Origin of the sequence: Rhizobium altiplani, assembly GCF_001542405.1 — a bacterium.
Classification (GTDB): Bacteria; Pseudomonadota; Alphaproteobacteria; order Rhizobiales; family Rhizobiaceae; genus Rhizobium; species Rhizobium altiplani.
In genome coordinates this window covers 20,432-41,290 of the sequence record NZ_LNCD01000005.1, presented here as the reverse complement: position 1 = coordinate 41,290, position 20,859 = coordinate 20,432, and the positions used below count along the sequence as shown (strand labels likewise).

The 20,859-nt window shown below is 58.3% G+C and carries 19 protein-coding genes and 5 pseudogenes; 10 read left to right on the top strand and 14 right to left on the bottom strand.

The annotated features are described in order from the left end of the window. Positions 1 to 521, bottom strand: a pseudogene (locus tag AS026_RS01825) (IS630 family transposase); the annotation flags it as partial. Between the two features lie 144 nt (positions 522 to 665). Here AS026_RS01825 and AS026_RS39005 point away from each other — a divergent pair. Continuing rightward, positions 666 to 1,040, top strand: a pseudogene (locus AS026_RS39005) (transposase); the annotation flags it as partial. 54 nt (positions 1,041 to 1,094) lie between these two features. Here AS026_RS39005 and AS026_RS42890 read toward each other — a convergent pair. From AS026_RS42890 to AS026_RS01765, 11 genes and pseudogenes are all read right to left on the bottom strand, one after another. After that, positions 1,095 to 1,470: pseudogene (locus AS026_RS42890) on the bottom strand (IS701 family transposase); the annotation flags it as partial. Positions 1,471 to 1,488: 18 nt separating this feature from the next. Beyond that, positions 1,489 to 1,845 (bottom strand): IS66 family insertion sequence element accessory protein TnpB, encoded by a 357-nt coding sequence (tnpB, locus tag AS026_RS01815; RefSeq protein ID WP_028748976.1) that lies wholly within the window; start codon positions 1,843 to 1,845, stop codon positions 1,489 to 1,491. Between the two features lie 217 nt (positions 1,846 to 2,062). After that, a complete protein-coding gene (locus AS026_RS42885) occupies positions 2,063 to 2,299 on the bottom strand; it encodes a hypothetical protein (protein ID WP_245307291.1) in 237 nt (78 codons plus the stop codon). A 410-nt stretch (positions 2,300 to 2,709) separates the two neighbouring features. Further along, positions 2,710 to 3,009, bottom strand: a complete 300-nt coding sequence (locus tag AS026_RS01800; protein WP_007539082.1) for a ferredoxin family protein — start codon at positions 3,007 to 3,009, stop codon at positions 2,710 to 2,712. Between the two features lie 12 nt (positions 3,010 to 3,021). Then, positions 3,022 to 4,329: an FAD-binding protein gene (locus AS026_RS01795; RefSeq protein WP_007539080.1), complete on the bottom strand. Its 1,308-nt coding sequence runs from the start codon at positions 4,327 to 4,329 to the stop codon at positions 3,022 to 3,024. A gap of 12 nt (positions 4,330 to 4,341) precedes the next feature. Then, positions 4,342 to 5,451, bottom strand: coding sequence for an electron transfer flavoprotein subunit alpha/FixB family protein (locus AS026_RS01790; protein WP_028748977.1), 1,110 nt, complete (start codon positions 5,449 to 5,451; stop codon positions 4,342 to 4,344). 15 nt (positions 5,452 to 5,466) lie between these two features. Then, complete coding sequence (locus AS026_RS01785) at positions 5,467 to 6,318, bottom strand: electron transfer flavoprotein subunit beta/FixA family protein (protein WP_007539075.1); 852 nt, start codon at positions 6,316 to 6,318, stop codon at positions 5,467 to 5,469. Between the two features lie 184 nt (positions 6,319 to 6,502). Beyond that, positions 6,503 to 6,886, bottom strand: coding sequence for a nitrogenase stabilizing/protective protein NifW (gene nifW / locus AS026_RS01780; protein WP_028748978.1), 384 nt, complete (start codon positions 6,884 to 6,886; stop codon positions 6,503 to 6,505). 389 nt (positions 6,887 to 7,275) lie between these two features. Continuing rightward, positions 7,276 to 8,442 (bottom strand): cysteine desulfurase NifS, encoded by a 1,167-nt coding sequence (gene nifS, locus AS026_RS01775; RefSeq protein ID WP_028748979.1) that lies wholly within the window; start codon positions 8,440 to 8,442, stop codon positions 7,276 to 7,278. Continuing rightward, positions 8,439 to 9,401 carry an iron-sulfur cluster scaffold-like protein gene (locus AS026_RS01770; protein ID WP_007539070.1) on the bottom strand — a complete coding sequence of 321 codons (963 nt, stop codon included), beginning with the start codon at positions 9,399 to 9,401 and terminating at the stop codon, positions 8,439 to 8,441. The genes nifS and AS026_RS01770 overlap by 4 nt, the downstream gene beginning before the upstream one ends. Positions 9,402 to 9,423: 22 nt before the next feature. Next, positions 9,424 to 9,744, bottom strand: a complete 321-nt coding sequence (locus tag AS026_RS01765; protein ID WP_007539067.1) for a HesB/IscA family protein — start codon at positions 9,742 to 9,744, stop codon at positions 9,424 to 9,426. A gap of 465 nt (positions 9,745 to 10,209) precedes the next feature. Between AS026_RS01765 and AS026_RS01760 the strand changes: the two genes are divergently transcribed. Then, the gene (locus AS026_RS01760) at positions 10,210 to 10,902 is read left to right on the top strand and encodes a nitrogen fixation protein NifQ (protein ID WP_028748980.1); all 693 of its coding nucleotides are present in this window, start codon (positions 10,210 to 10,212) and stop codon (positions 10,900 to 10,902) included. A gap of 45 nt (positions 10,903 to 10,947) precedes the next feature. Here AS026_RS01760 and AS026_RS38995 read toward each other — a convergent pair. Continuing rightward, positions 10,948 to 11,181: pseudogene (locus AS026_RS38995) on the bottom strand (RNA polymerase factor sigma-54); the annotation flags it as partial. 476 nt (positions 11,182 to 11,657) lie between these two features. On the opposite strand from AS026_RS38995, the gene AS026_RS01755 reads away from it, so the two are divergent. The 6 genes from AS026_RS01755 to AS026_RS01735 all read left to right on the top strand — a co-directional run bounded on the left by AS026_RS01755 (position 11,658) and on the right by AS026_RS01735 (position 17,344). Beyond that, positions 11,658 to 12,836, top strand: coding sequence for a cytochrome P450 (locus tag AS026_RS01755; protein WP_051321175.1), 1,179 nt, complete (start codon positions 11,658 to 11,660; stop codon positions 12,834 to 12,836). Positions 12,837 to 12,871: 35 nt separating this feature from the next. Further along, complete coding sequence (locus tag AS026_RS01750) at positions 12,872 to 13,114, top strand: ferredoxin (RefSeq protein ID WP_028748982.1); 243 nt, start codon at positions 12,872 to 12,874, stop codon at positions 13,112 to 13,114. A gap of 222 nt (positions 13,115 to 13,336) precedes the next feature. Next, positions 13,337 to 13,879 (top strand): nuclear transport factor 2 family protein, encoded by a 543-nt coding sequence (locus AS026_RS01745; RefSeq protein ID WP_007539058.1) that lies wholly within the window; start codon positions 13,337 to 13,339, stop codon positions 13,877 to 13,879. A 984-nt stretch (positions 13,880 to 14,863) separates the two neighbouring features. Continuing rightward, complete coding sequence (locus AS026_RS01740) at positions 14,864 to 15,952, top strand: LLM class flavin-dependent oxidoreductase (protein WP_007539055.1); 1,089 nt, start codon at positions 14,864 to 14,866, stop codon at positions 15,950 to 15,952. A 973-nt stretch (positions 15,953 to 16,925) separates the two neighbouring features. Continuing rightward, on the top strand, positions 16,926 to 17,063 hold the full coding sequence (locus AS026_RS41910) for a hypothetical protein (RefSeq protein ID WP_157224562.1): 138 nt from the start codon (positions 16,926 to 16,928) through the stop codon (positions 17,061 to 17,063). Positions 17,064 to 17,071: 8 nt separating this feature from the next. Continuing rightward, a complete protein-coding gene (locus AS026_RS01735) occupies positions 17,072 to 17,344 on the top strand; it encodes a hypothetical protein (RefSeq protein WP_007539051.1) in 273 nt (90 codons plus the stop codon). A 22-nt stretch (positions 17,345 to 17,366) separates the two neighbouring features. Here AS026_RS01735 and AS026_RS42875 read toward each other — a convergent pair. Then, a pseudogene (locus AS026_RS42875) lies at positions 17,367 to 17,553 on the bottom strand (IS66 family transposase); the annotation flags it as partial. A 746-nt stretch (positions 17,554 to 18,299) separates the two neighbouring features. Between AS026_RS42875 and nifH the strand changes: the two are divergent. Continuing rightward, the gene (gene nifH, locus AS026_RS01725; RefSeq protein WP_016558425.1) at positions 18,300 to 19,193 is read left to right on the top strand and encodes a nitrogenase iron protein; all 894 of its coding nucleotides are present in this window, start codon (positions 18,300 to 18,302) and stop codon (positions 19,191 to 19,193) included. Between the two features lie 110 nt (positions 19,194 to 19,303). After that, positions 19,304 to 20,806 (top strand): nitrogenase molybdenum-iron protein alpha chain, encoded by a 1,503-nt coding sequence (gene nifD, locus AS026_RS01720; RefSeq protein ID WP_028748983.1) that lies wholly within the window; start codon positions 19,304 to 19,306, stop codon positions 20,804 to 20,806. The last annotated feature ends 53 nt before the right edge of the window (positions 20,807 to 20,859 follow it).

Sequence of the window (20,859 nt, the reverse complement as noted above, 5' to 3'; positions counted from 1 at the left end):
GCGCCAGTCGCGACGTCGAGCGCGGCGAACAGGGAGGTCGTGCCGTTGCGGACATAGGTATGAGTGCGCCGTTCGGCGACGCCCGGCGCCATAGGCAGCACAGGCTGCTCGCGATCCAGGGCTTGGATTTGTGACTTCTCATCCACGCAAAGCACGACCGCCCGATCCGGAGGTGACATGTAAAGACCGACGATGTCCTGCACCTTATCGACGAAGAGCGGATCAGAGGAAAGCTTGAATGTCTCGGCACGATGCGGCTGCAGGCCAAAGGCGGTCCAGATCCGACGGATGGTGGTATGCGAAAGTCCACTGGAGGCTGCCATCGAACGGATGGACCAGTGCGTGGCATCCTTGGGGGTGGTGTTCAATGTACGCTCGACGACCTGAGCAACCTGGGCATCAGAGACAGTTCGCGGTCGACCGGCACGATATTCATCTGTCAGCCCTTCAATGCCATCTTGTATGAACCGGCGGCGCCACTTGCCAACCGTATGCTCGTGGACCCCAAGACGCTCGGCAACGTGGCGATTCGTGATCAGCAGGAGCAAGCTGGGATGAATGGCGCGAGCATTGGAAGTGAAGCAGGTGTTGCGGCTTATGTCGATAGTCTCGTCGATGTGATCGGCCATGCCTGCGCGATTTGGTGCTGCCGCTGATCGAGCGGCATGGGCCGATTGAAGCGTGGATTTGTCGATGACACTGGCTTTCCCAGGAAGGGCAAGCATTCGCTCGGGGTCGCGCGGCAGTATTGCGGCCAACTCGGCAAGCAGGACAACTGCCAGGTCGCCGTCATCAATCGCCAACGTCGCGGCGAGCTTGCCGATTGCCTATCTGCCCGAGATCTGGGCCGACGATACCGGGCGGCGGCGTAAGGCGAAATCCCTGACAGCGTCGCATTCCAGACCAAGCCGGCCATTGCGCTCGACCAGATCCGAGCCGCGCAGGCGGCCGGAGTTGCGCCCGGCGTGGTGTTGGCCGACGCCGGCTATGGCGCGACGGCGCGTTCCGCACCGGCCTGTCGGCGCTCAGCCTCGACTATGTCGTGGGCGTGCAGCCGACCATTGCCACCCGCGCCTTGGCGTGGAAACGGGCGGGCGCCAGCCGCGTCCCTCGTAATGGCCGAGCCCGAGTTCCTGCTTGAGTTCCTGAAGTCGCGCTCGATGCGCCAGCGCAGCTTGGGCGGTGCTGACGAGTGTTTCGAGCGAAGCGGCGGCGGCAAGCGTGGAGAGCCAGTATTTGAGCGGTTCGGTATTGCCGTCGGGCCATTCGATCAGCGGCCATTCCTCGGCGCGAGGCTCGGTTAATGTGTAATCCCTTGACGCGGGCCTCACACGCATCGGCGGCGAAGCGGGAGCTGAGGTCAGTATTGGTGCCTTCCCGCCAGCCAATAGTCTGCCAGCCATCTTGCGGCAGTTCCCGCGCCAAAGCCTTGACTGACACCGGGCTGTGCTCGGGGCTGCGGCGCATCAGCAAGCAAAACCAATAGGATCAGCCTGCTTTTGAGGGTTTCCTCACCGCGTTTCGTTTGACGCGCGTCCAGTCAATACCATCAAGCAAAAGCGAGAACTCCTGGGCACTCATCTGCATCGCGCCATCGCGGATCGGCGGCCAAACGAACTTGCCAGCCTCGAGCCACTTCGTCGCTAAAATCATGCCTGATCCGTCCCAGTAAATGCAGCGAAGTCGATCCAGACGCTTGGCGCGGAACACGAACACGTCGCCACAATAGGGATCGGCCGCAAGAGCTGACGCCACCAAAGCCACCAGGCCATTCATGCCGCGCCGGAAGTCGACAGGTTGCGTCGCAACCATGATCTTCACGCCATTTGGCGAAACTCCGATCACCGGCGCCCTCGCAACGCCGCCACCATCGCTTGTGCCAGCTCAGGCGCTACCGAGCCGATAACCCTCATGCGCGCGCCAGCAAGCTCGATCTCAATCCGACCTGCGGCGAAGTGGGCAAAATCCGACGGCGAGCTCTCGGGAGACGTTCGATCGCCAACCACCGTCACCGGCACGAACATCGCCTGCTGCGCACAGGTCTTGGAAGAGCGACGAGAGGTCAGGGCCAGCTTCCCGACGCCAGACGTTCAGCAAACCGCGATTGACGCCCCAGAGCCGGGTAACGGCCGAGGTTCCGCGCTTTCCGCAAGAATCCCGCCTTCTCCTCGTCAGTCCAATTCCGTCGCTGCCGCCGACCGGTGATCACCTCGATCCGACGATACGTTCCCTCATGCCTGGCTTCATGCATGCCTTCATCCATGACTTCAAGCATGGCATCAGCGTGATCTCCAACCATCCCATTCCGCTCCTATCGATGAAGAAGCTTATCTCGCGGCCTTAATCTCAAAAGGAAAGGTGGGGTGTTCGTCGCGCTCGCGAACGTTCACGACATTGGCAAGCGTGATCTCTGGCCGGGCCGGGGCAGTCAGAACCTTCGATATCTCATAGATTCTGCTGAATGGGATGCCCGCTTGGCGCACAGGTTTAGTGCAGATAGAGGTTCTACTCCATCGACCGATCGCGCGGGCACGTGAGTCATTACAAAGCCTTGGTTATCTAGTGCGAATCTTAAAACCTCTGTTTGCGCGTATTCATATGAACCTTTAATGCGGATTTTCAATATTCCGACATGGATCTTGCAAAAATGCTGCAGCTTTGGCTGCAAATCGCGATGCTGGTTCGAGGCCCCTGAGTTAATGCAAGCGGTTATCCGAACTTAAAGAGAACACCGAAGCCGCCTCTCGGGTAATTCCACTCGATCTCACCACTTGCCTCGCAAAGCACTCTGCACGTGCCGCACTCCATGCACCCGTCGGCGGTGATCTCCACTTGGCCCTGATCATTCAATTCATAGCATTTGGCCGGGCAGACACTCGTCAGGGCGTAGAGATTTACGCTCGGCCGCTGGTGCGGTCGCACTTTAATGTGCGGGCGTCCTGAATCGACTACGTAGCGGTTTTGGTAAAGCTTATCCTCTACGCGTATCTTGGACACTGCAACCGTCATCTCATCTCTCCTTCAGCGCCAGGCGCGCGCCAATCGGACGGCGTCACTGACAAGCCCCAAGCGCGAGCGCGCCTTGATGAAGGCGGCCATGGTCGCCCGTTCCTTCTCGATTTTCGGGGTGCTGTCCACTCGCATGAAGTTCTGCGCGGCCTGCGACAGCAATTTTGGATAGGTTGTGAAGAAATTGCGGGAGTTGGTGTGCAGCAGGGCGGGCATGTCCTTGTATTTCCGCAAGTCTTTGATGACGAAAGACTTCTCCAGCATCGCCTTGTAAAGGCTGAGGTTCTCCTTGATCATCGGCTTCTTGCGATTCTTGATCTGGACGATAGCTTCGCCGGCGATGCGCCCCGACGTCATGGCGAGATTGGATCCCTCGCGGTGCACGGCGTTGTTGAGCTGCGCCGCGTCGCCGACGACGACCCAGCCGTTGCCAAAGAGCGGCGGGATTGCTTTGTAGCCACCTTCCGGAATGAGATGAGCGGCATATTCCTTGACTTCCGAACCCGCGATCAACGGCTTGACCGACGGATGATTCTTGAACTTTTCGAGCAGGTCATAAGGGCTCTCCATTGTCGCCGCGAATTCGGAAACGAGGCAGCCAATGCCGATCGAGATCGACTCTTTGTTGGTATAGAGGAAGGCGAGCCCGGCCATGTTGCGGGAGATAGTGCCAGCTGCCTCGATGACGCAGCCTTCGTTGGCCTTGAGGCCGAACCGCTGGTCAATCACCTCTTCGGCCAGGAAATGCATTTCCTTGACGGCGAGCGCCACGGTTTCGGGTTTTGGCGTTTCACGCAAACCCGCCCGCGTGCCGAGCAGTCCGTTGACGCCTTCTGCGAGAACGACCACGTCCGCAAGGATTCCGTCACCACCGCGGTCGGTGCGGACGCCGATCACCTTGCCCTTTGCGTCGCGGGCGAGTTCCGTCACCGTCGTCTCGCATAGAAGCGTCGCTCCGACCTCGCGCACCTTGCGCGAAAACCACTTGTCGAACTGGGCGCGAATGACCGTGTAGCGGTTGGGCCTCGACTCGTTGAAGTCATCCGACCGGTATTGCATCCCGATGTGGGATGTGTCGTCCATCATCCAGAAGCGCTGCTCGACCAAATGCCGCTCGAGAGGCGCATCATCTCGGAAATCCGGGATGATTTTCTCCAGCATGTCCGCGTACATGATGGCGCCCTGGACGTTCTTGGAGCCCGGATACTCGCCGCGCTCTAACTGCAGCACCTTCATGCCGCGGCTTGCCATGGTGTAAGCAGCTGCGTTGCCGGCCATGCCGGCCCCGATAACGATGGCATCGAACTTTTCCTCGGTCATGGCCGTGCACCCTCAGTTTGCAAGCTTATCGCGACTGTGCGGCGAAAGCCGATTGGTGAAGAGTTCCGTCAATGACGGCAGGAAACGGATCGCATCGGTGACGGCGCCGAGGTGCGCGAAATCGAAGATCGGCGCGTTGCCATCGGTGTTGATCGCTACAATGAGATCAGCTCCTTCGACGCCAACGCGATGCTGGATGGCGCCGGAAATGCCGGCCGCTATGTAGAGCTTCGGCCGGATAGTTTTGCCAGTCTGCCCGATCTGCCGATCAGCCGGCATCCAGCCCTTCTGGACCAGAGGGCGCGAACAGCCATAATCGGCCCCGATCGCCCGCGCGAGATTCTTCACGAGCTTCAGGTTCTCCGCCGCGCCGAGACCGAGGCCTCCGGCAACCACGACATCGGCATAGGCGAGATTGGCCTTTGCCGATTGACCATCGGACATGAAGCCGAGGACTTTGGTGACGATCTCTTCCTCGACCATCGGCACTTTGTGTTGAATGACACGCCCGACCTGATTATTCCCGCGCTGCGGCATTGCCATGACCCTCGGCCGCACCGTTGCCATCTGCGGCCGGCAGTTGAGCGTGTAGATTGTGCACAGCAGGGAGCCGCCGAAGGTCGGCCGGGTCGCCGCAAGGGAGCCGTCCGCATCCACATCGAGTTCGGTGCAGTCAGCCGTGAGCCCTGTCAACAAGGTCGTCGCCACGGAACCGGCAAGGTCGCGGCCGAGCGTCGTCGCCCCTAAAAGCAGAATTTCGGGTTTGTGGGTAACAACCAGATCCGTCAACGCTTTGGTGAAAGGCTCGTTCCGATAGTCGGTGAGCAGTGGGGTCTCGACGATGTAGGCAAGGTCGGCGCCATAAGCAAAAGCCTCTGCGATGGCAAACCAGGTGGCCTCTCCCGGCGGTCCGAGAACGACGCCGGCCAACTGGACGCCCAGCTTGTCGGCGAGCTTGCGGCCTTCGCCGAGCAACTCGAAGGAGACCGGATGGACCTGGCCGCGCTCCAGCTCGATAAAGACCCAAACGTGCCGATAGGCCTTAAATTGCTCGGGCAGCTCCTTCTTCATGCCGGCGCGGCCAGCGGCTGGAGGAGGGGTTTCTCGATTCGTGCTCAATATCGTCGCTCCTCGCCTTCACGCCTCGCCGTTGAAGGCAAGTTCGTCTTCCAGCGCCGGCTGGCGCGAGAAGATCCCGGCGATCAACTCATCCGCGAGATCGCGCGGCGTCTTTTCGGTGGTGTCGATTTGCTCTGCCTTTTCCACCCGCTCAGGAGGTGCAAAGACTCGCTTGACCACGGTTGGCGAGCCACGCAGGCCGCATTTGGTGAGGTCCTCAATGCCAGCGTCGGCAGCACTCCACTTGACGATCTCGCTGCGCGCGGCGCGCAGCGCGTCGTCGAGCGAGCCGCGGCGGATCTCGTTGGTGCCTTCCAGCATGGTAACGAGGCAAGGGAGCTTGCTCTTCAGCGTCTGCGTGCCACCTTCCGAGCGACGCTCCACCATGATCTCACGCGCATTGAGATCAATAGAAGCGATCTTCGCGACATAGGTGAGCTGCAGCAGGTCGAGGCGCTTGGCGATGCCAGGCCCGACTTGGGCGGTGTCTCCATCGATCGTCTGCTTGCCCGTGAAGACGATGTCAGGCGTGCCGAAGGTCTCTCCGATTTTCGCGATTGCTTGAGACAGAGCGAATGAGGTTGCAAGAGTGTCAGAGCCGGCAAAATGGCGGTCCGTCAGGAGTACGGCGCGGTCGGCGCCGTAGGTGAGCGCCTTGCGCAACGCGTCCTCTGCCATGGGCGGCCCCATAGTGAGCACGGTGACCTCTCCGCCATGACAGTCGCGCAATTCAAGGGCTTCCTCCAAGGCGAACAGGTCATAGGGATTGATGATGGTTGGCACACCCTGACGCATGATTGTGTTCGTCACCGGATGGACACGTATCTGTGCGGAATCCGGCACCTGCTTGATACAGATTACGATGTGCATGGCGATTTCTTACTCCCTCCCTATATGGATGGCGGGCTTGGCACTTCATATCCTTGCAAGCATCATAAGTGCCAACTACGTTGCATTCCTCTATCCCTTTGAAATGCAGGCGTTTTTAATTCTTGCGGCCCTATGGCTGGATTTGCCGACTTCTCGACATTGTCGTGTCGCAACCGTGACACGCTCATTCCTTCTCGAACGGCCTCAGGAAGGAGTCCAACGGGACGAAGGTGCGGCCCGGTGTGACGGGGTTGTCCGGATCGTGGTCCTTGAGCACCTTGAAGACCCGGTGCGTGAGCGGCGGGGAATTCGCGAAATCATCGTAGGCGCGTTCCAGCATGGCGCCTGCCCGGGTAGCGATCACCCGGTCGGGGAGACCGGAGAAGTCCTCTGAAGCTAGGTACTGCCCCATGCGCTTCATGATATGGAGTCGTGAGACATCAAGATCCTTCGGGTCATAGGAGACCCCAAGGACTGCGAAGAACTCCTCCGCAGCCGACAGGCGCTTCAGCCGCTCGAGGATGTCGTTGACATTGATGCGATTGCTGTCAGTTGAGCAACGGCACATTGGGTTCTCCCTGATCGTGAGCGGTGATCTCGAGACCATTTCGCCGCTAGCTGCCGCTGCAACCTGCGAAATGCGCTGTTCGAGGAATGAGAAGCGGTCGAAGGTAAGGCAGCCGCGTCGGCACTGGATCGCGTATTGGCTGGTGGCTGAGATCGATCCACCGATGCGACCGAGATGCCCATTACGGTGACACTGGGCGGGACGTCCTCGATGACCACTGCATTGGCGATGACCCGGCAATCGACGTGACTGAACGAGCCCGGGCTTTTCTGCCGCAGTGAATATAACGCCGGGCGACTGCTCGCCGTCTTGCAGGTCGTATCGTTGAGAAAGATTTGTCGTTTCATGAGCGCCTGCTCTTCTCCTTTGCAGGGACCGGATTGCAGCTTTTAGCCACGTGGCCGAGACCGGGAACCGTCCCGTAGTTTCTCCACGATGCCAGTTATAACTTCGAGCACACGGTCGACATCCTCGTCACAGCTATCGCGTGAGAATGAGAAGCGGATTGTCGCGTGTGCCACAGCATGAGGGATGTCCATCGCCCTCAAGACATGGCTCGGCTCCAGCGAACCGGAGGTACAGGCAGAGCCGGAAGAGCAGGCAATGCCACTACGATTGAGAAGAAGAAGCACACCCTCGCCTTCGACATGTTGGAAGGCGATGTTTGCCGTGTTCGGCAACCGCTCCAGCCGATCGCCGGTAACGAAGGAGTCTGGAACACGCTGGAGAACACCTTTCTCCAGGCGGTCTCGAAGCGACTTCAACCGTATGTTCTCGTCGTCCATGAATTTCAACGCGAGCTCGGCAGCCTTGCCTAAACCTACAATGCCGGGCGTATTCTCTGTACCCGCGCGTCGGTCGCGCTCCTGATGGCCTCCCTTAATCAGCGACGAGAAGGGCACGCCCCGTCTGAGATAGAGTGCGCCGACACCCTTTGGTCCATGGAACATGTGTCCGGATAACGACAGCATGTCGATTGCAGTCGATTGCAGGTCCATCGGAACCTTGCCGACTGCCTGGACCGCGTCCGTGTGGAATAGTGCGCCGATTTTCTTGGCCATCTCGGCAAGCATAGCCACAGGGAAAATCGTGCCCGTCTCATTGTTCGCCCACATGATCGAAACGATTGCCACGCGATGAGTGAGGGCGGTCCCGTAGGCCTCAAGATCGAGTCTGCCATGGCGATCCACTGGGATCCTGTGCACCTTGACGCCGCGCGCCTTCTCAAGATGGGCGCAGAGCGACAGCACGGCTGGATGCTCGACTGCGGAAGTCACGATCTCTGTGCGGTCGGGCATCACCTCGAGCGCCGAAAGGATCGCCGCATTGTCGCTTTCCGTCCCGCCCGAGGTGAACGCGATCTCATCATCGAACTCCGCGCCGATCAGTGCTTGCAACTGCCGGCGCGCCTTCCTCACCGCCACGCCGACGGGGGAGCCAAAAGCGTGCGTCGACGAAGGATTTCCGAATTGATCCGTAAAGAACGGCAGCATGGCTTCAACCACTTCAGGATCGACCCGTGTCGTTGCATTGTTGTCGAGATAGATAGATCTCATGAGTGCAATCTCGGCGGATGGGAATGACGCAAAGGGCTAAGGGCTCGGTGGTCTCGTTGAGGATCGATTAATAGTGACCAAGGCAAGCAGACCAGGGGTCCCGGCGCACAACGGTTTGACGTAGCCTGATCGCGGTTGCCATCGACAAGGTCGCAGTCTCCGCCGTCAGCGCGCAGGTGAGAACGCATGCCCTCGGGAGCGGTTCCGTTCAGTCGAATTCGCTGCAGCGTCGTCATTTGCCGGACCTTCCCGCTGAGACCTGAACTGTTTCGGGCGGCGCGGTTGTACGGGTCCCGGAAACGATTGCTGCTTTCACAGCGGCTCCGACCGCGCCGTGCTCTTGAGCGCGCGGACCTCTTTTGTGCCGGTCGGGAAGGCCTCCTCTTTCTTAATGTGGCCTTCGTTGACCAACGCTGCGCGAAGCCGGAAAACCACTGCTTCGATGGCTTTGAAGCATGTGACCTGGCTGCGAGGCTTGGCGTCGTCAGTGACCCGCTCAATCGTGGTGAGCTTGTTGATAAGGGCATCCCTCTGATCAACACTTCATCGACACCGAGGTCTTTGTAGAAGAAGGCGCCGGCCTCCCGATCCTCGACGCATTCCCGACCGCGGAAAAAGGCGGTCGCAGCATAACCAATCGCTGAACAATGCATCGTCTCCGGCGGCAGACGATTGAAAAATCCTGCCAAATACTGATTGGTGATCCGGAGTGCTTCATAGACGATTTTGCCGATGATGAGTTCGGTAGGCTTCGACGAGCGGACGATAGCGTAGAGGCAGCGGCGCATCTGAAATTTCGCGGACATAATCGGTTGCACCACCGGATCGACTCTGTTCTTCAATTCAAGCGCACTGCCGCCGGCCATGGCACGTACCTCGGTCTCACTGGCTGCTTGCAGAACGCCGGTATCCCTCTGATGGAAAAACTGTTCCTTGACCTTTTCGCTATAGTTCAGCATAGCCCTTCCTCAGATCCGGTGATCAGCCGAAGGACTTGCCGCAAGCGCATTTCTCCCGCGCGTTGGGATTGTCGAAGACAAAGCCGGAGGATTCGAGCCCCGTGACGAAGTCGATGGTCATGCCGGCCACATGTCGTTGGGAACCTAAGTCCACGAACACCTTGACCCCATCTGTTTCGACGACCGCGTCGCCCTCGCGCGCGGAGCTCTCCAGCCCCACCACGTATTTGAAGCCGGCGCAGCCGCCCGCCTCGACCATGATGCGAAAACCTTTCACCTGTTCGGCGGCTTGGGAAAGCGCAGAGTTCATGACGGTGACGGCATTTTCGGTGAGCGTGATCATGCGATGATTTCTCCTTAGTCGATGGCGCGGTCGCGGATGACCGTGCATGTACCGTGCCAAAGAGAGAAGACACTCGGGAACAGGAGGATGTCTCTGCCACCCGGTGCTGGATGTCCCACGTCATCGGAAATCCCGAAGACGGGTCGATTCCGACACTTCTGCCAAGGCATCTCTGTGCGCCAATTTCCGGCCGAGGCCCTCATCTCCGCCGGATGAAAGTTCGTCGCAGTTCTGCGCAAAATGCCGGGGAACCAATGTCTGCTGTCGGACTTGTCCATTAGGCGAGATCTGGTATTTGGCCTCAGCTCCCCCGTTGATTAAACCTAGGTCGTTGGGAAAGCTGGATAAATTGCTTTCTAAAGCTTCGTTTGCGAGCTGGCACAATTCTTGAATTCCCCTTCGTCACAAAGCGGCGGGAGCCGACCGATATGACATCGACCAATGGAACGAAGGAACGTAAGCCCAATGTCAGATAAGCCTCGGATGCGCGGTTTTTGGGAAAAGGGCATCCCCCACGGAGTCAGAATGTCCAACCAGCCCAATCGGCGACGACGCCAGTCGTCCAGCACCGGGCGTTTGCCGCGGATGGACGTGGAGGTGGATTTCGACGAATATGTGCTTGCCTGTGTCTTTTCGCGCGCGCTGGAGGAAATCGATGCTGGCGAGGCGACGGCGACCGAGGCAACCGGCCTTTCGCGTGCCGATTTGCACGATATCCTAACCCGCCTTTTCCCCGAAAGGCTTGCCCCGACCTTCTCCCTAGAAAAGGTGAGCGATCCCGCGCTAGGCCCGGAGGAAGAACTTCTGCGCGGCATGCTGCTGGCGCATGCCCGCGCGGACGACATTACGAGCGCCCGCTTTGCCAAGATCATCGCCCGGCGTGCTTTACGCAACGACCATCTCTGGCAGGACCTCGGCCTCTCCAACCAGGCCGAGCTCAGCCGCTTGCTTGCCACACATTTCCCGAAGCTGGCGTCCGGCAATACCCAAAAGATGAGATGGAAGAAGTACCTCTACCGCAAGCTCTGCGAGGCTGAAGGTTTTTCGCTGTGTACCGCGCCCAGTTGCCGGGAGTGCAATGATCTCAAAGACTGCTTCGGCGCAGAGGAAGGCAACAGCCGCCTCGCACTGACCAAGGAAGGGATCGAGTTAGGTTAAGAACGCTTCCGTCAAAGGTATGAGAGCGTCATGCCTTAGCCGTCATCAACACAAACCGGCGCGCTTCTCCGGGCGGCGTTGCACGGACGAGGGGATGTTCATCACCTCGCGATATTTTGCGACGGTGCGGCGAGCGATGGAGATGCCGGTTTCCTTGAGCCGGGCAACGATCCCCTCGTCGGAAAGCACATCATCGAGCGTTTCTGGGGCAATCATCGCCTTTATGTGATGGCGGACAGCTTCGGCGGAGTGCGTGTCGGCAGGGATCGCGACTGCGAACTAACCAACTCTCGTTTCAAACGCGCGTCCAAATCTTTGTCCGATTTGTCTGGCACGACACAGGCTAGCACAGCCAATCTCTTTGTTTCGCCTCAGGCTAAATACCGAAAAAGCAATGGCAAAATTGGTATCTCGGCTCGATGAGTCAAATTGGCATGAGTTTTGGATCGAGGCTGCGAGTGTTGTCGATCTATTCACTTCGTCAGTGACCGCTACGGATGAGAACGAAGGAAAGTAACAATTCAGGTCTGCGTCACATCGTACCTATCGGTGGGATGCAAAACCCGTGGAATACGAGTGTCGATCGCTGGGCCAGCGACCAAGCCACGCTCTTCACCGAGAAAGTCGTATCCCGGCGAGGGGCTTACAATATTGTCGGATGAGCAACGCGCCGCGCCGCGCAGCCTGGTGGGTGGTTTGCTGACAGGAGAAACCTAGTGGTGAGCAACGCAGTTCCGGATCATGTCCCGCCCGAAATGGTAAGGGACTTCAGCCTGTTCACGTCTCCTGCTATGCAACGCACTAAAAACGGGGATCCGCATTTAGCTGTCGCTTGCGTCCATGATGGGCCGCCAATCTTTTATTCCCCCTGCAACACGCGCGATGGCCGAGGTACCTGGGTCATCACTCGTGCCCAAGATCAGCGTAGGTTGCTGCAAGACACCGCAACCTTTTCCAGCCATCGCAGCCTTTTCGCTTCCGCGCTCGGCGAAAACTGGCCGTTGATCCCGCTTGAACTCGCCCCCCCTGCGCACGGCCTGTTTCGCTCACTCCTCAATCCGCTGCTTTCGCCCAAGCGGGTGATGGCACTGGAACCGGCTGTCCGTGAGCGTGCGGTCGCGCTGATCGACATGATCTCCGCGTCGAGCACAAGTTGCGACGTGATGAAGGATTTAGCCTTTCCTTTTGCGGTCAGCATCTTCCTTCGTTTTCTGGGCTTATCCGATGGGCGACTCGACACATTTGTCGGCTGGGGGAAGGATCTGCTCCACGGCGACGGCATCAAACGAATAGCAGCCGCTCGCACAATTCTGGCGTTTATCGACGAACTTGCAGCCATGCGTCGCAAGGTACCGGCCGACGATTTCATGACCTTCGTCGTGCAGGCAAAGGTGGATGGCCGCCCGCTAAGAGACCAGGAAATCCGCGGCATTGGCGTGCTTCTGTTCGTCGCGGGACTCGATACAGTCGCAACGGCGATAGGCTTTGACCTGGCCTATCTCGCGCGCAATCCCAAAGACCAGGAATTGCTGCGGAGTGAACCGGGTCGAACGGTGCTCGCAGCCGAAGAATTGCTGCGCGCCTATTCGACAGTGCAGATGATCCGCGTAGCAACGAAAGATATCGATTTCGAAGGCGCGCCGATCCGTAAGGGGGACTATATTTCCTGCGCCACGATGATTGCGAATCGTGACCCCGCGGAATTCGAATGTCCCAACACGATCGATTTGGCGCGAGAAGACAATCGCCACACCGCTTTTGCCTACGGTCCCCATCGTTGTCTTGGCTCGCACCTTGCCCGGCGGGAGATCGTCATTTGCCTGGAGGAGTGGCTGTCTCGCATCCCCGACTTCCGTATCAAGGAAGGTACGGCGCCCATCACCTATGGCGGTCATGTGTTCGGAATCGAGAATCTAATCCTGGACTGGTCCTGACCATTGGCGCGGGGACACAGATATAGAGGTACCGCATGCGCATCATCGTCCACAATGCCAAATGCCAAGGTCATGCTCGATGCTGGGCGCAAGCGCCCCACATCTTCAACCTTAATGACGACGGCTACATACTGCCCGGTGATATCGATGTTGAGGAGAAAGACGAACTGCTCGCGTCACGAGGCGCTCGATCCTGCCCCGAACGTGCGCTGGAAATCGATAGCACCTCCGATGTATTGCTTGATCGCCTTTTGTTCAATCAACACTGCGGGAGTTAAATTGAACGTCACCGGTATATGACGGCGCTGGTCTCTGTCCAGACACCGTACCCGTTCAGCTACGCCACTGGGTCAACTTCTACGGCAGCTGTTTCGCATGCAGGCCCAAGCGGCAGGAGGGTTTGCCTTCAGTGCGACTGCGTAAACCGCCGAACAGTCGAACCTCGGGTGCGCAACTAGACGCGAAAACGCCTCTTCCAATCTCAGATTTGCGACAAAGCGATGAAGCACAAGAAAATTACCGAATTGCTCGACCGCGAGGCGATCCGCGACTGTCTCTATCGGTACTGCCGCGGAATAGACCGCGCGGATGAGGCGGCGCTACGGGGTTCCTACTGGCCCGATGCGCATGACAGCCACGGGGCCTATTCAGGCTCGGCAGAGGGCTTCGTTGAGTTCGCGCTGGGCGTCTTCAAGACCGGACCGCGCAACATCCATCAGATCACGAACATTTTGATTGAGTTCATTAGCCCGGCAGAGGCCGCTGTCGAGAGCTACTTCGCCGCACTGCAACGCGCCCCGGACGGTGTCGGGACGCTACGTCAGGTCCTCATCTGCGGTCGATATTGTGATCTATTTCAGAAGAGGGGAGGGGACTGGCGAATTGCCGAACGGACGGTGGTCTATGATTTGGTCGAGGAACAGAGCCTGTCCGCGGCATCCGAGAAGGAGCGGTTCGGCCCCCGGCAGCCGATCGGAGGATTGCATCCAGATGACCCGGTCTACACTCTGGGCAAGCGCTGCATAAATGAAGGTGAGCCTTGATCGATGGAACGCACAACGTCTACTGAAACGGAAACTCCTTGCCAGCGCGACGTGCTGCAGTACCGCGACGGATCATTAGGATCCATGGCGCGAGGTTGCCCCCATGAAACAAGCAAGACATATCATCATCATCACAGGCGCCGCAGGCGGGATCGGTCGGGCTCTGGGTCGAGGTCCTTGCCGGTGATGAGATATTGTCCTCGCCGTGGACCTCCTGGCAGCGGCGTGCTTGAGCTTACCCGTGGTCTCGGCGACCCGCATCTGGGCTTTAAGTTCGATGTCGCGCGAGAGGAGAATCTCTTGCGATTCATGAACGGATTGAAGCACAATTTGGCCAAGTTGGCGTGCTCGTCAACAACGCCATAGGGCCCACTATGGCCGCGACCGTTGACACGACTATGGGCGCCTTCCAACGCGTCTTGGCAGTAAACCTGATCGGGACAGCCACCGTCGCTCCTGGCTACAGCCACACGCCTGGTGTCGCCCAGTTGGTAAAGCTCGGCAACATCGACTGGACATCAATCAGACGTGCATCCCGACGGAAAGCTGGGACAGCCGGAAGAGGTCGCTGACACAGCGTTTTCCTGGCATCGTCTGACGCATATACATCAACTGCTCAACGCTTTACGTGGACGTTGGACCTCGTCCGGGGATGCGGGATTCGTCGACGAACACAGAAGATTTAGCGGAGGCCGAAGAATGATTTCGACTGTTTTCCACGTGGCTGGCTGCGGCTCATCGAGGCCAAAAATTCAGACGCGAACAGATCCAGCTGCGCGATTCTCCCGAAGCGCGGTTCGGGATCGAGGGTGGCGTCTCCATCGATGAGCGAAATGCTCCGAATTGGAGACGGAGTCGTTCGAGGTCTTCTGTGCGCGCCTGTGATCGTCGAATGGCAAGCGATTTGCGGAAGGATAATCGGCTACGCCGCTACCAAGGCTGGCGCACCCGTGACCGCTAATCTGCCGTAAACAGGGAAACACCATGGAATTCGCGACATTCCTCTTGGCCGCTCGGCGCGGCTATCATCAATCGTCCCACGAGGTCATCCGCAACTCCATCGAACAGGCAGTCGTTTCGGAGCAGGCTGGCTTCAACACCGCATGGTTCGCCGAGCACCACTTCAACAATTACAGCCTAATTCCGTCGCCGTTGATGATGGTGGCGCACTGCGCCGCACTGACAAGCACTATTCGCCTCGGCACCGCGGTCTGTGTGCTGCCGCTCTATCAACCGCTTCGCCTGCTCTCCGAGATCGGATTGGCCGATATTGTTTCGAACGGCCGGCTCGAGCTCGGCGTCGGCTCGGGATACCAGCAGTTCGAGTTCGAGCGCTTTGGCGTCAATGTCAATGAGGCGCCGTCTGTCTTTTCTGAATATCTGGACATCCTTCTCAAGGGTCTCAATCAGAGGATTTTCGAGCACGACGGGCGGTATGAGAAGATACCTCCAACAGCGATTTCGGTGCGCACAGCCCAGAAGCCAACACTGCCAATCTGGATCGCGACAGCGACGGGATACAGCATGGGCCGAGCTTATCGTGAGGGACACAATCTCTTCGTCACAGCATTCCACGACGGCTTGGACACTTTGAGCACGCTGCGCGAAAGCATCGAGAAAGCAGCAGTTTCAAAAGGTAAGAATGTTACGGACGCCAAGATATCGCTGCTGCGCTGCTGCTATGCCAGCGACGACGAGGCGGAGATCAACAGCTATCTCGATAATGCCCGCTTCCAACGCCGCTTGTCCGAAGCCCTTCTTCTGCGCCGTCAGCAAAGCCTAGATGGCTATCTGCTGCATGAAACGCCGACGCAGCAGGACCTGTCCTTCGAGACGATGCGCGAAAACCTGCCGATCGGTAGCGTGAATCATGTGATCGATCGGCTGTTGGAAGAGATAGACATCCTGAAACCGAACCAGATCGCTATTCAGACCCAATTGGGAGATTTCGACCAGAAGACGATGCTGCGGCAAATCGAGCTCTGGGGAGACAAGATCATCCCGGAGGTCAACAAGTCGCTAGGTCATGGGCCCGAAGTGACAGAATTGCCGCCTTCTCGGACGACGGAGTGATTTTCGATCCGAAGTAGTTCGGATCTTGACCGAAATATACCTCGCCCGAAGCTAAATGCCCGAAAATGATCCAAGTCCCTGGCTCGAAGACATCGATGGCGAGAAGGCCATTGTCTGGTACGCCAATCAATCGGCGAGAACTCTGCCAAACTTTGGTGGGCCGCGGCTCGAGGGGCGACCGCGACACGCTTGGCAGCGAGTTTCGACGGGCCAAGGTCACCCTGATTACCTGCCGCGGTCGATACCTTAACAGGTTCTGGCGGGATGCCGCAAACCCGAGAGGCAGCCTGTGGCGCAAAACGACGCTCGCCGCCTACATGACGACAGAGCCTCATGTGACTATGGTGGCGACACGGTCGGGCATGGCGAATTCGATTTCGGTGGGCGACGCTCCTCACCGGCGTCATTCTCCCGGAGGTCCAGCGCTATCGCGCTCGACGTGAACTGCCCGGTAATTGATTACACCGACAATGCAAATCATACGTGGCTGCTACGTGGGCTTTTTTCAGCTTTCTAGATATCGTTTTCCGCGGCGAGCAGCCCGCGCAAGGCCCGCCGCTTGCGCCTGCCTCGAGGTCACGCGCAAGTGCCATTTCAACCAGCGCTCAAGCTGCTCGACGGCTTCCCCTCGGCTTCCGGTTGATCGGCACGGAGGAGGACGCGGCGCTGCCGAGTTGGTCGAATCCGCGACACGATACTATTCGACCAGCTTGCTGATGCAGCCTCGCTTAAGCCATTGAACAAAAACGTTTTCCAAGCTCTGTGCGCAGCTGGCACGATTTTTGAGTCTCCTCGTGGCGAGGGATGTGAGCTTGGTGTCAGCAAGTGCTCGGCCGAAACGGTCAAGCGTAGTGCAGGAGTGTTCCATCGCAACCGTCTGGCCCCTCGCGAAGCCGCGTCAAAAAAGATGTTTTCTTGATACGCTCGAAATGTCACCAACTATGATGTGGCTTAAGGAAGAGAGGAAAGGAGCATGAACGACATTGTATTTTCGGACCTTGAGAAGCGCATTTTTGCTATTGGCGAAAAAGAGTCAATACTGCAACAAAGGCGACTTTGTGCTTGTCCAGGCTGTAAACCTGTGGCGAAGTCGACCCTCGTTTTTGAGTGAGGCACCTCGTGAATTACTTTAAACCTTTATTAAAGCGTTCTCATCAGGTGTTGGTAGCAGAGGACGGGAGTATCTGCGTCGGAAAGATCCCCGGAAAATCAAAAAAGCTCATCCAGTCTCCTCCGCCTTGGGTCGCCGTTATGATTTCAAAACTCGACGGCGAACATACAATGCGGAGAATACTGAGCGAGCTTAAGGCAGAACGGTATGACGTCACCGGTGGTGACGTGTACGATTATGTCTCAGCCCTTGCTGGCTGCGGACTCATTGAAGAGAGCTGAGGCTCTGAGTCGGAGACTGAGGGTCAATCAACGAAGGAATGGTTGCCCATTGTTCGGTCGCGGCGTTGGAACCGGCGAAGAGGGATTTTCCTGTTGAGGGCGATCCGCAGCATCGAGCGTTCGACGATGTGATATTCGTTCTCGATGCGACCGTCGTCGATGGAGCGGGTCAACCCGACCCAGTGTGAGAGCGCAGCGCGGATAGCTTCACAGCGGACGCAAGGTTCGTCTGCTCCCGCGCGGGAAATGGGTTGGCCTCGATATAAGACACGCATTCAGAGCCCAGCTGCGTAAGCAGCGTCTCGGGCGGGCTGGTCAGCTGATTGCCGTCTTTGAGCCTCTGTAGCCCGATCGACCAAGGCTTGGGCTTACTCGCCTTCGCTGGAAAGTGGCTGCCGCTGCTGCGGGACGCAATAGGCTCGAGCGACATTTCTTATCTGGCGTACCTTCGCGGACGCGGCTGCTGAGCCATTATCGTCGCGCCTTTCCTGGGCCGCGCCCGAAGAGGGCGCAACCTGCCCGATGTCGTCTTACACCCGAAAAAGACGTTCAGCGCAGGTACCTATCGAATTCATGTTCGCGTTCGATCTCCCTCGGTGTTTGCGGAATCGTAAGCTACGCCCCTTTCTCCATTGGGAAGCTTCGATGTGCGATTGTCGCCATTTGAAAGCTCCTTTATCTCGCTGTCAGTCGTCGTCCTCTCTCCGCGAGATCGACCTACAGCGGTCTCAAGTAATCCATGTCGACAACCGTCTGTGGGTTTTGTCCGGTCAGCGACATAGGCTTGTTTAGCCAAATCTCTTGATATTGGTCGCACTAAGTAGCTGAAAAACAAAAAAGAATCTTTCCTTCGCCCCGGTCAAACAAAATTGGCACGCGTATTGAAACTATTTATTGCGAGGCGGGAACTGTCGACCGGCACTCGCGATGGATGGAACGAAGGAAGGAAGGCAATATGTCAGATTTGCGTCAAATCGCATTCTACGGCAAAGGGGGCATCGGCAAGTCCACCACTTCTCAAAATACGCTCGCGGCGCTCGTCGACCTCGGGCAGAAAATCCTCATCGTCGGATGCGATCCCAAAGCCGACTCCACCCGCCTGATCCTGAACGCGAAAGCACAGGACACGGTTCTGCATCTCGCAGCACAGGAAGGTTCGGTGGAAGACCTCGAACTCGAGGACGTGCTCAAGACCGGCTACAAAGGTATCAAGTGCGTGGAGTCCGGCGGTCCGGAGCCGGGCGTCGGCTGCGCCGGCCGCGGCGTCATCACCTCGATCAATTTCCTCGAAGAGAACGGCGCTTATGACGATGTCGACTACGTCTCCTATGATGTGCTCGGCGATGTGGTGTGCGGCGGCTTCGCGATGCCGATCCGTGAGAACAAGGCTCAGGAGATCTACATCGTCATGTCCGGCGAGATGATGGCGCTCTATGCTGCCAACAACATCGCCAAGGGCATCCTGAAATACGCCCACTCAGGCGGCGTGCGGCTCGGCGGTCTGATCTGTAACGAGCGCCAGACGGATCGCGAGCTCGACCTCTCCGAGGCGCTGGCTGCCAGGCTCAATTCCAAGCTCATCCACTTTGTGCCGCGTGACAACATCGTCCAGCACGCCGAACTCAGGAAGATGACCGTGATCCAGTACGCGCCGGACTCCAAGCAGGCAGGGGAATATCGCGCACTAGCCGAGAAGATCCATGCCAATTCGGGCCAAGGCACCGTTCCGACTCCGATCACCATGGAGGAGCTCGAGGACATGCTGCTTGATTTCGGCATCATGAAGACTGACGAGCAAATGCTTGCCGAACTTCAGGCCAAGGAAGCGACGGTGGCGGCCGCCCAATAATCGCCGCTGTCGACAGGGCGCGCCGGACCATTGGACCACCCGGCGCGCCCTTCCACGAACGATGCCTGATCGGCGGGCGTTATCCGAACCTTGAAAGGGGGCAAAGGCCCATGAGCCTTGATTACGAGAATGACAGCGCTCTCCATGAAAAGCTTATAGGGGAAGTGCTGTCACAATATCCAGACAAGTCGGCGAAGCGCCGCAAGAAGCACCTCAGCGTCGCAACGAGCGGCGACCAGCCGAGCGAGGAGGGAAAGGCCCTTTCCGAATGCGACGTCAAATCGAACATCAAGTCCATTCCGGGCGTGATGACGATCCGAGGCTGCGCCTATGCCGGCTCCAAAGGCGTGGTATGGGGCCCGGTTAAGGATATGGTCCACATCTCACACGGGCCGGTCGGTTGCGGTCATTATTCCTGGTCGCAACGCCGCAATTACTACGTCGGCCTGACCGGCATCGACACGTTCGTGACGCTGCAGTTCACCTCAGACTTCCAGGAAAAGGACATCGTTTTCGGCGGTGACAAGAAGCTCGAAAAGGTCATCGACGAGATAGAAGAACTGTTTCCCCTGAACAAGGGAATCTCCGTGCAGTCCGAATGCCCGATCGGCCTGATTGGCGATGACATTGAGGCGGTCTCGCGCAAGAAAGCCAAGGAGCACGAAAAGACGATCGTGCCGGTGCGCTGCGAAGGCTTCCGCGGCGTATCGCAGTCGCTCGGTCACCACATCGCCAACGACTCGATCCGCGACTGGGTTTTTGACAAGACGGAAGTGGAGTTCGAGGCCGGCCCTTTCGATGTTAACGTCGTCGGCGACTACAATATCGGCGGCGACGCCTGGGCTACGCGCATCCTCTTGGAGGAGGTGGGACTGCGCGTGGTCGGCAACTGGTCGGGGGATGCAACGCTCGCTGAGGTGGAGCGGGCGCCGAAGGCCAAGCTCAACCTCATTCACTGCTACCGCTCAATGAACTACATCTGCCGACACATGGAGGAAAAGTACGGCATCCCCTGGATGGAATACAATTTCTTCGGTCCTTCTCAGATCGAAGCCTCTCTGCGCGAGATAGCCAAGCATTTCGGGCCGGAAATCGTCGACAAGACGGAGGCTGTCATCGCCAAGTACCGGCCCTTGGTCGATGCTGTCATCGCCAAGTACCGGCCGCGCCTCGAAGGCAAGACGGTGATGCTTTATGTGGGCGGCCTGCGCCCTCGCCACGTCATCACAGCTTACGAGGACCTCGGCATGAGGATCGTCGGCACCGGCTACGAGTTCGCACACAACGATGACTATCAGCGCACCGGCCATTACGTGAACAAGGGTACGCTGATCTATGACGACGTAACCGGTTACGAGCTGGAAAAGTTCATCGAGGGGATCCGCCCTGATCTCGTTGGTTCCGGCATCAAGGAGAAGTACCCGGTGCAGAAGATGGGCATTCCGTTCCGTCAGATGCACTCCTGGGATTATTCCGGACCGTATCACGGCTATGACGGCTTCGCCATTTTCGCCCGCGACATGGATCTGGCCATCAATAATCCTGTCTGGGACCTTTACGACGCCCCCTGGAAGAAAAAAGCCGTGCCGCCGATGGCGGTGGCGGCCGAATAAGAAACTGGCCTCCCAGGAGCAGGGGGGCCGATGAACGCCCGCGACCCTTGATC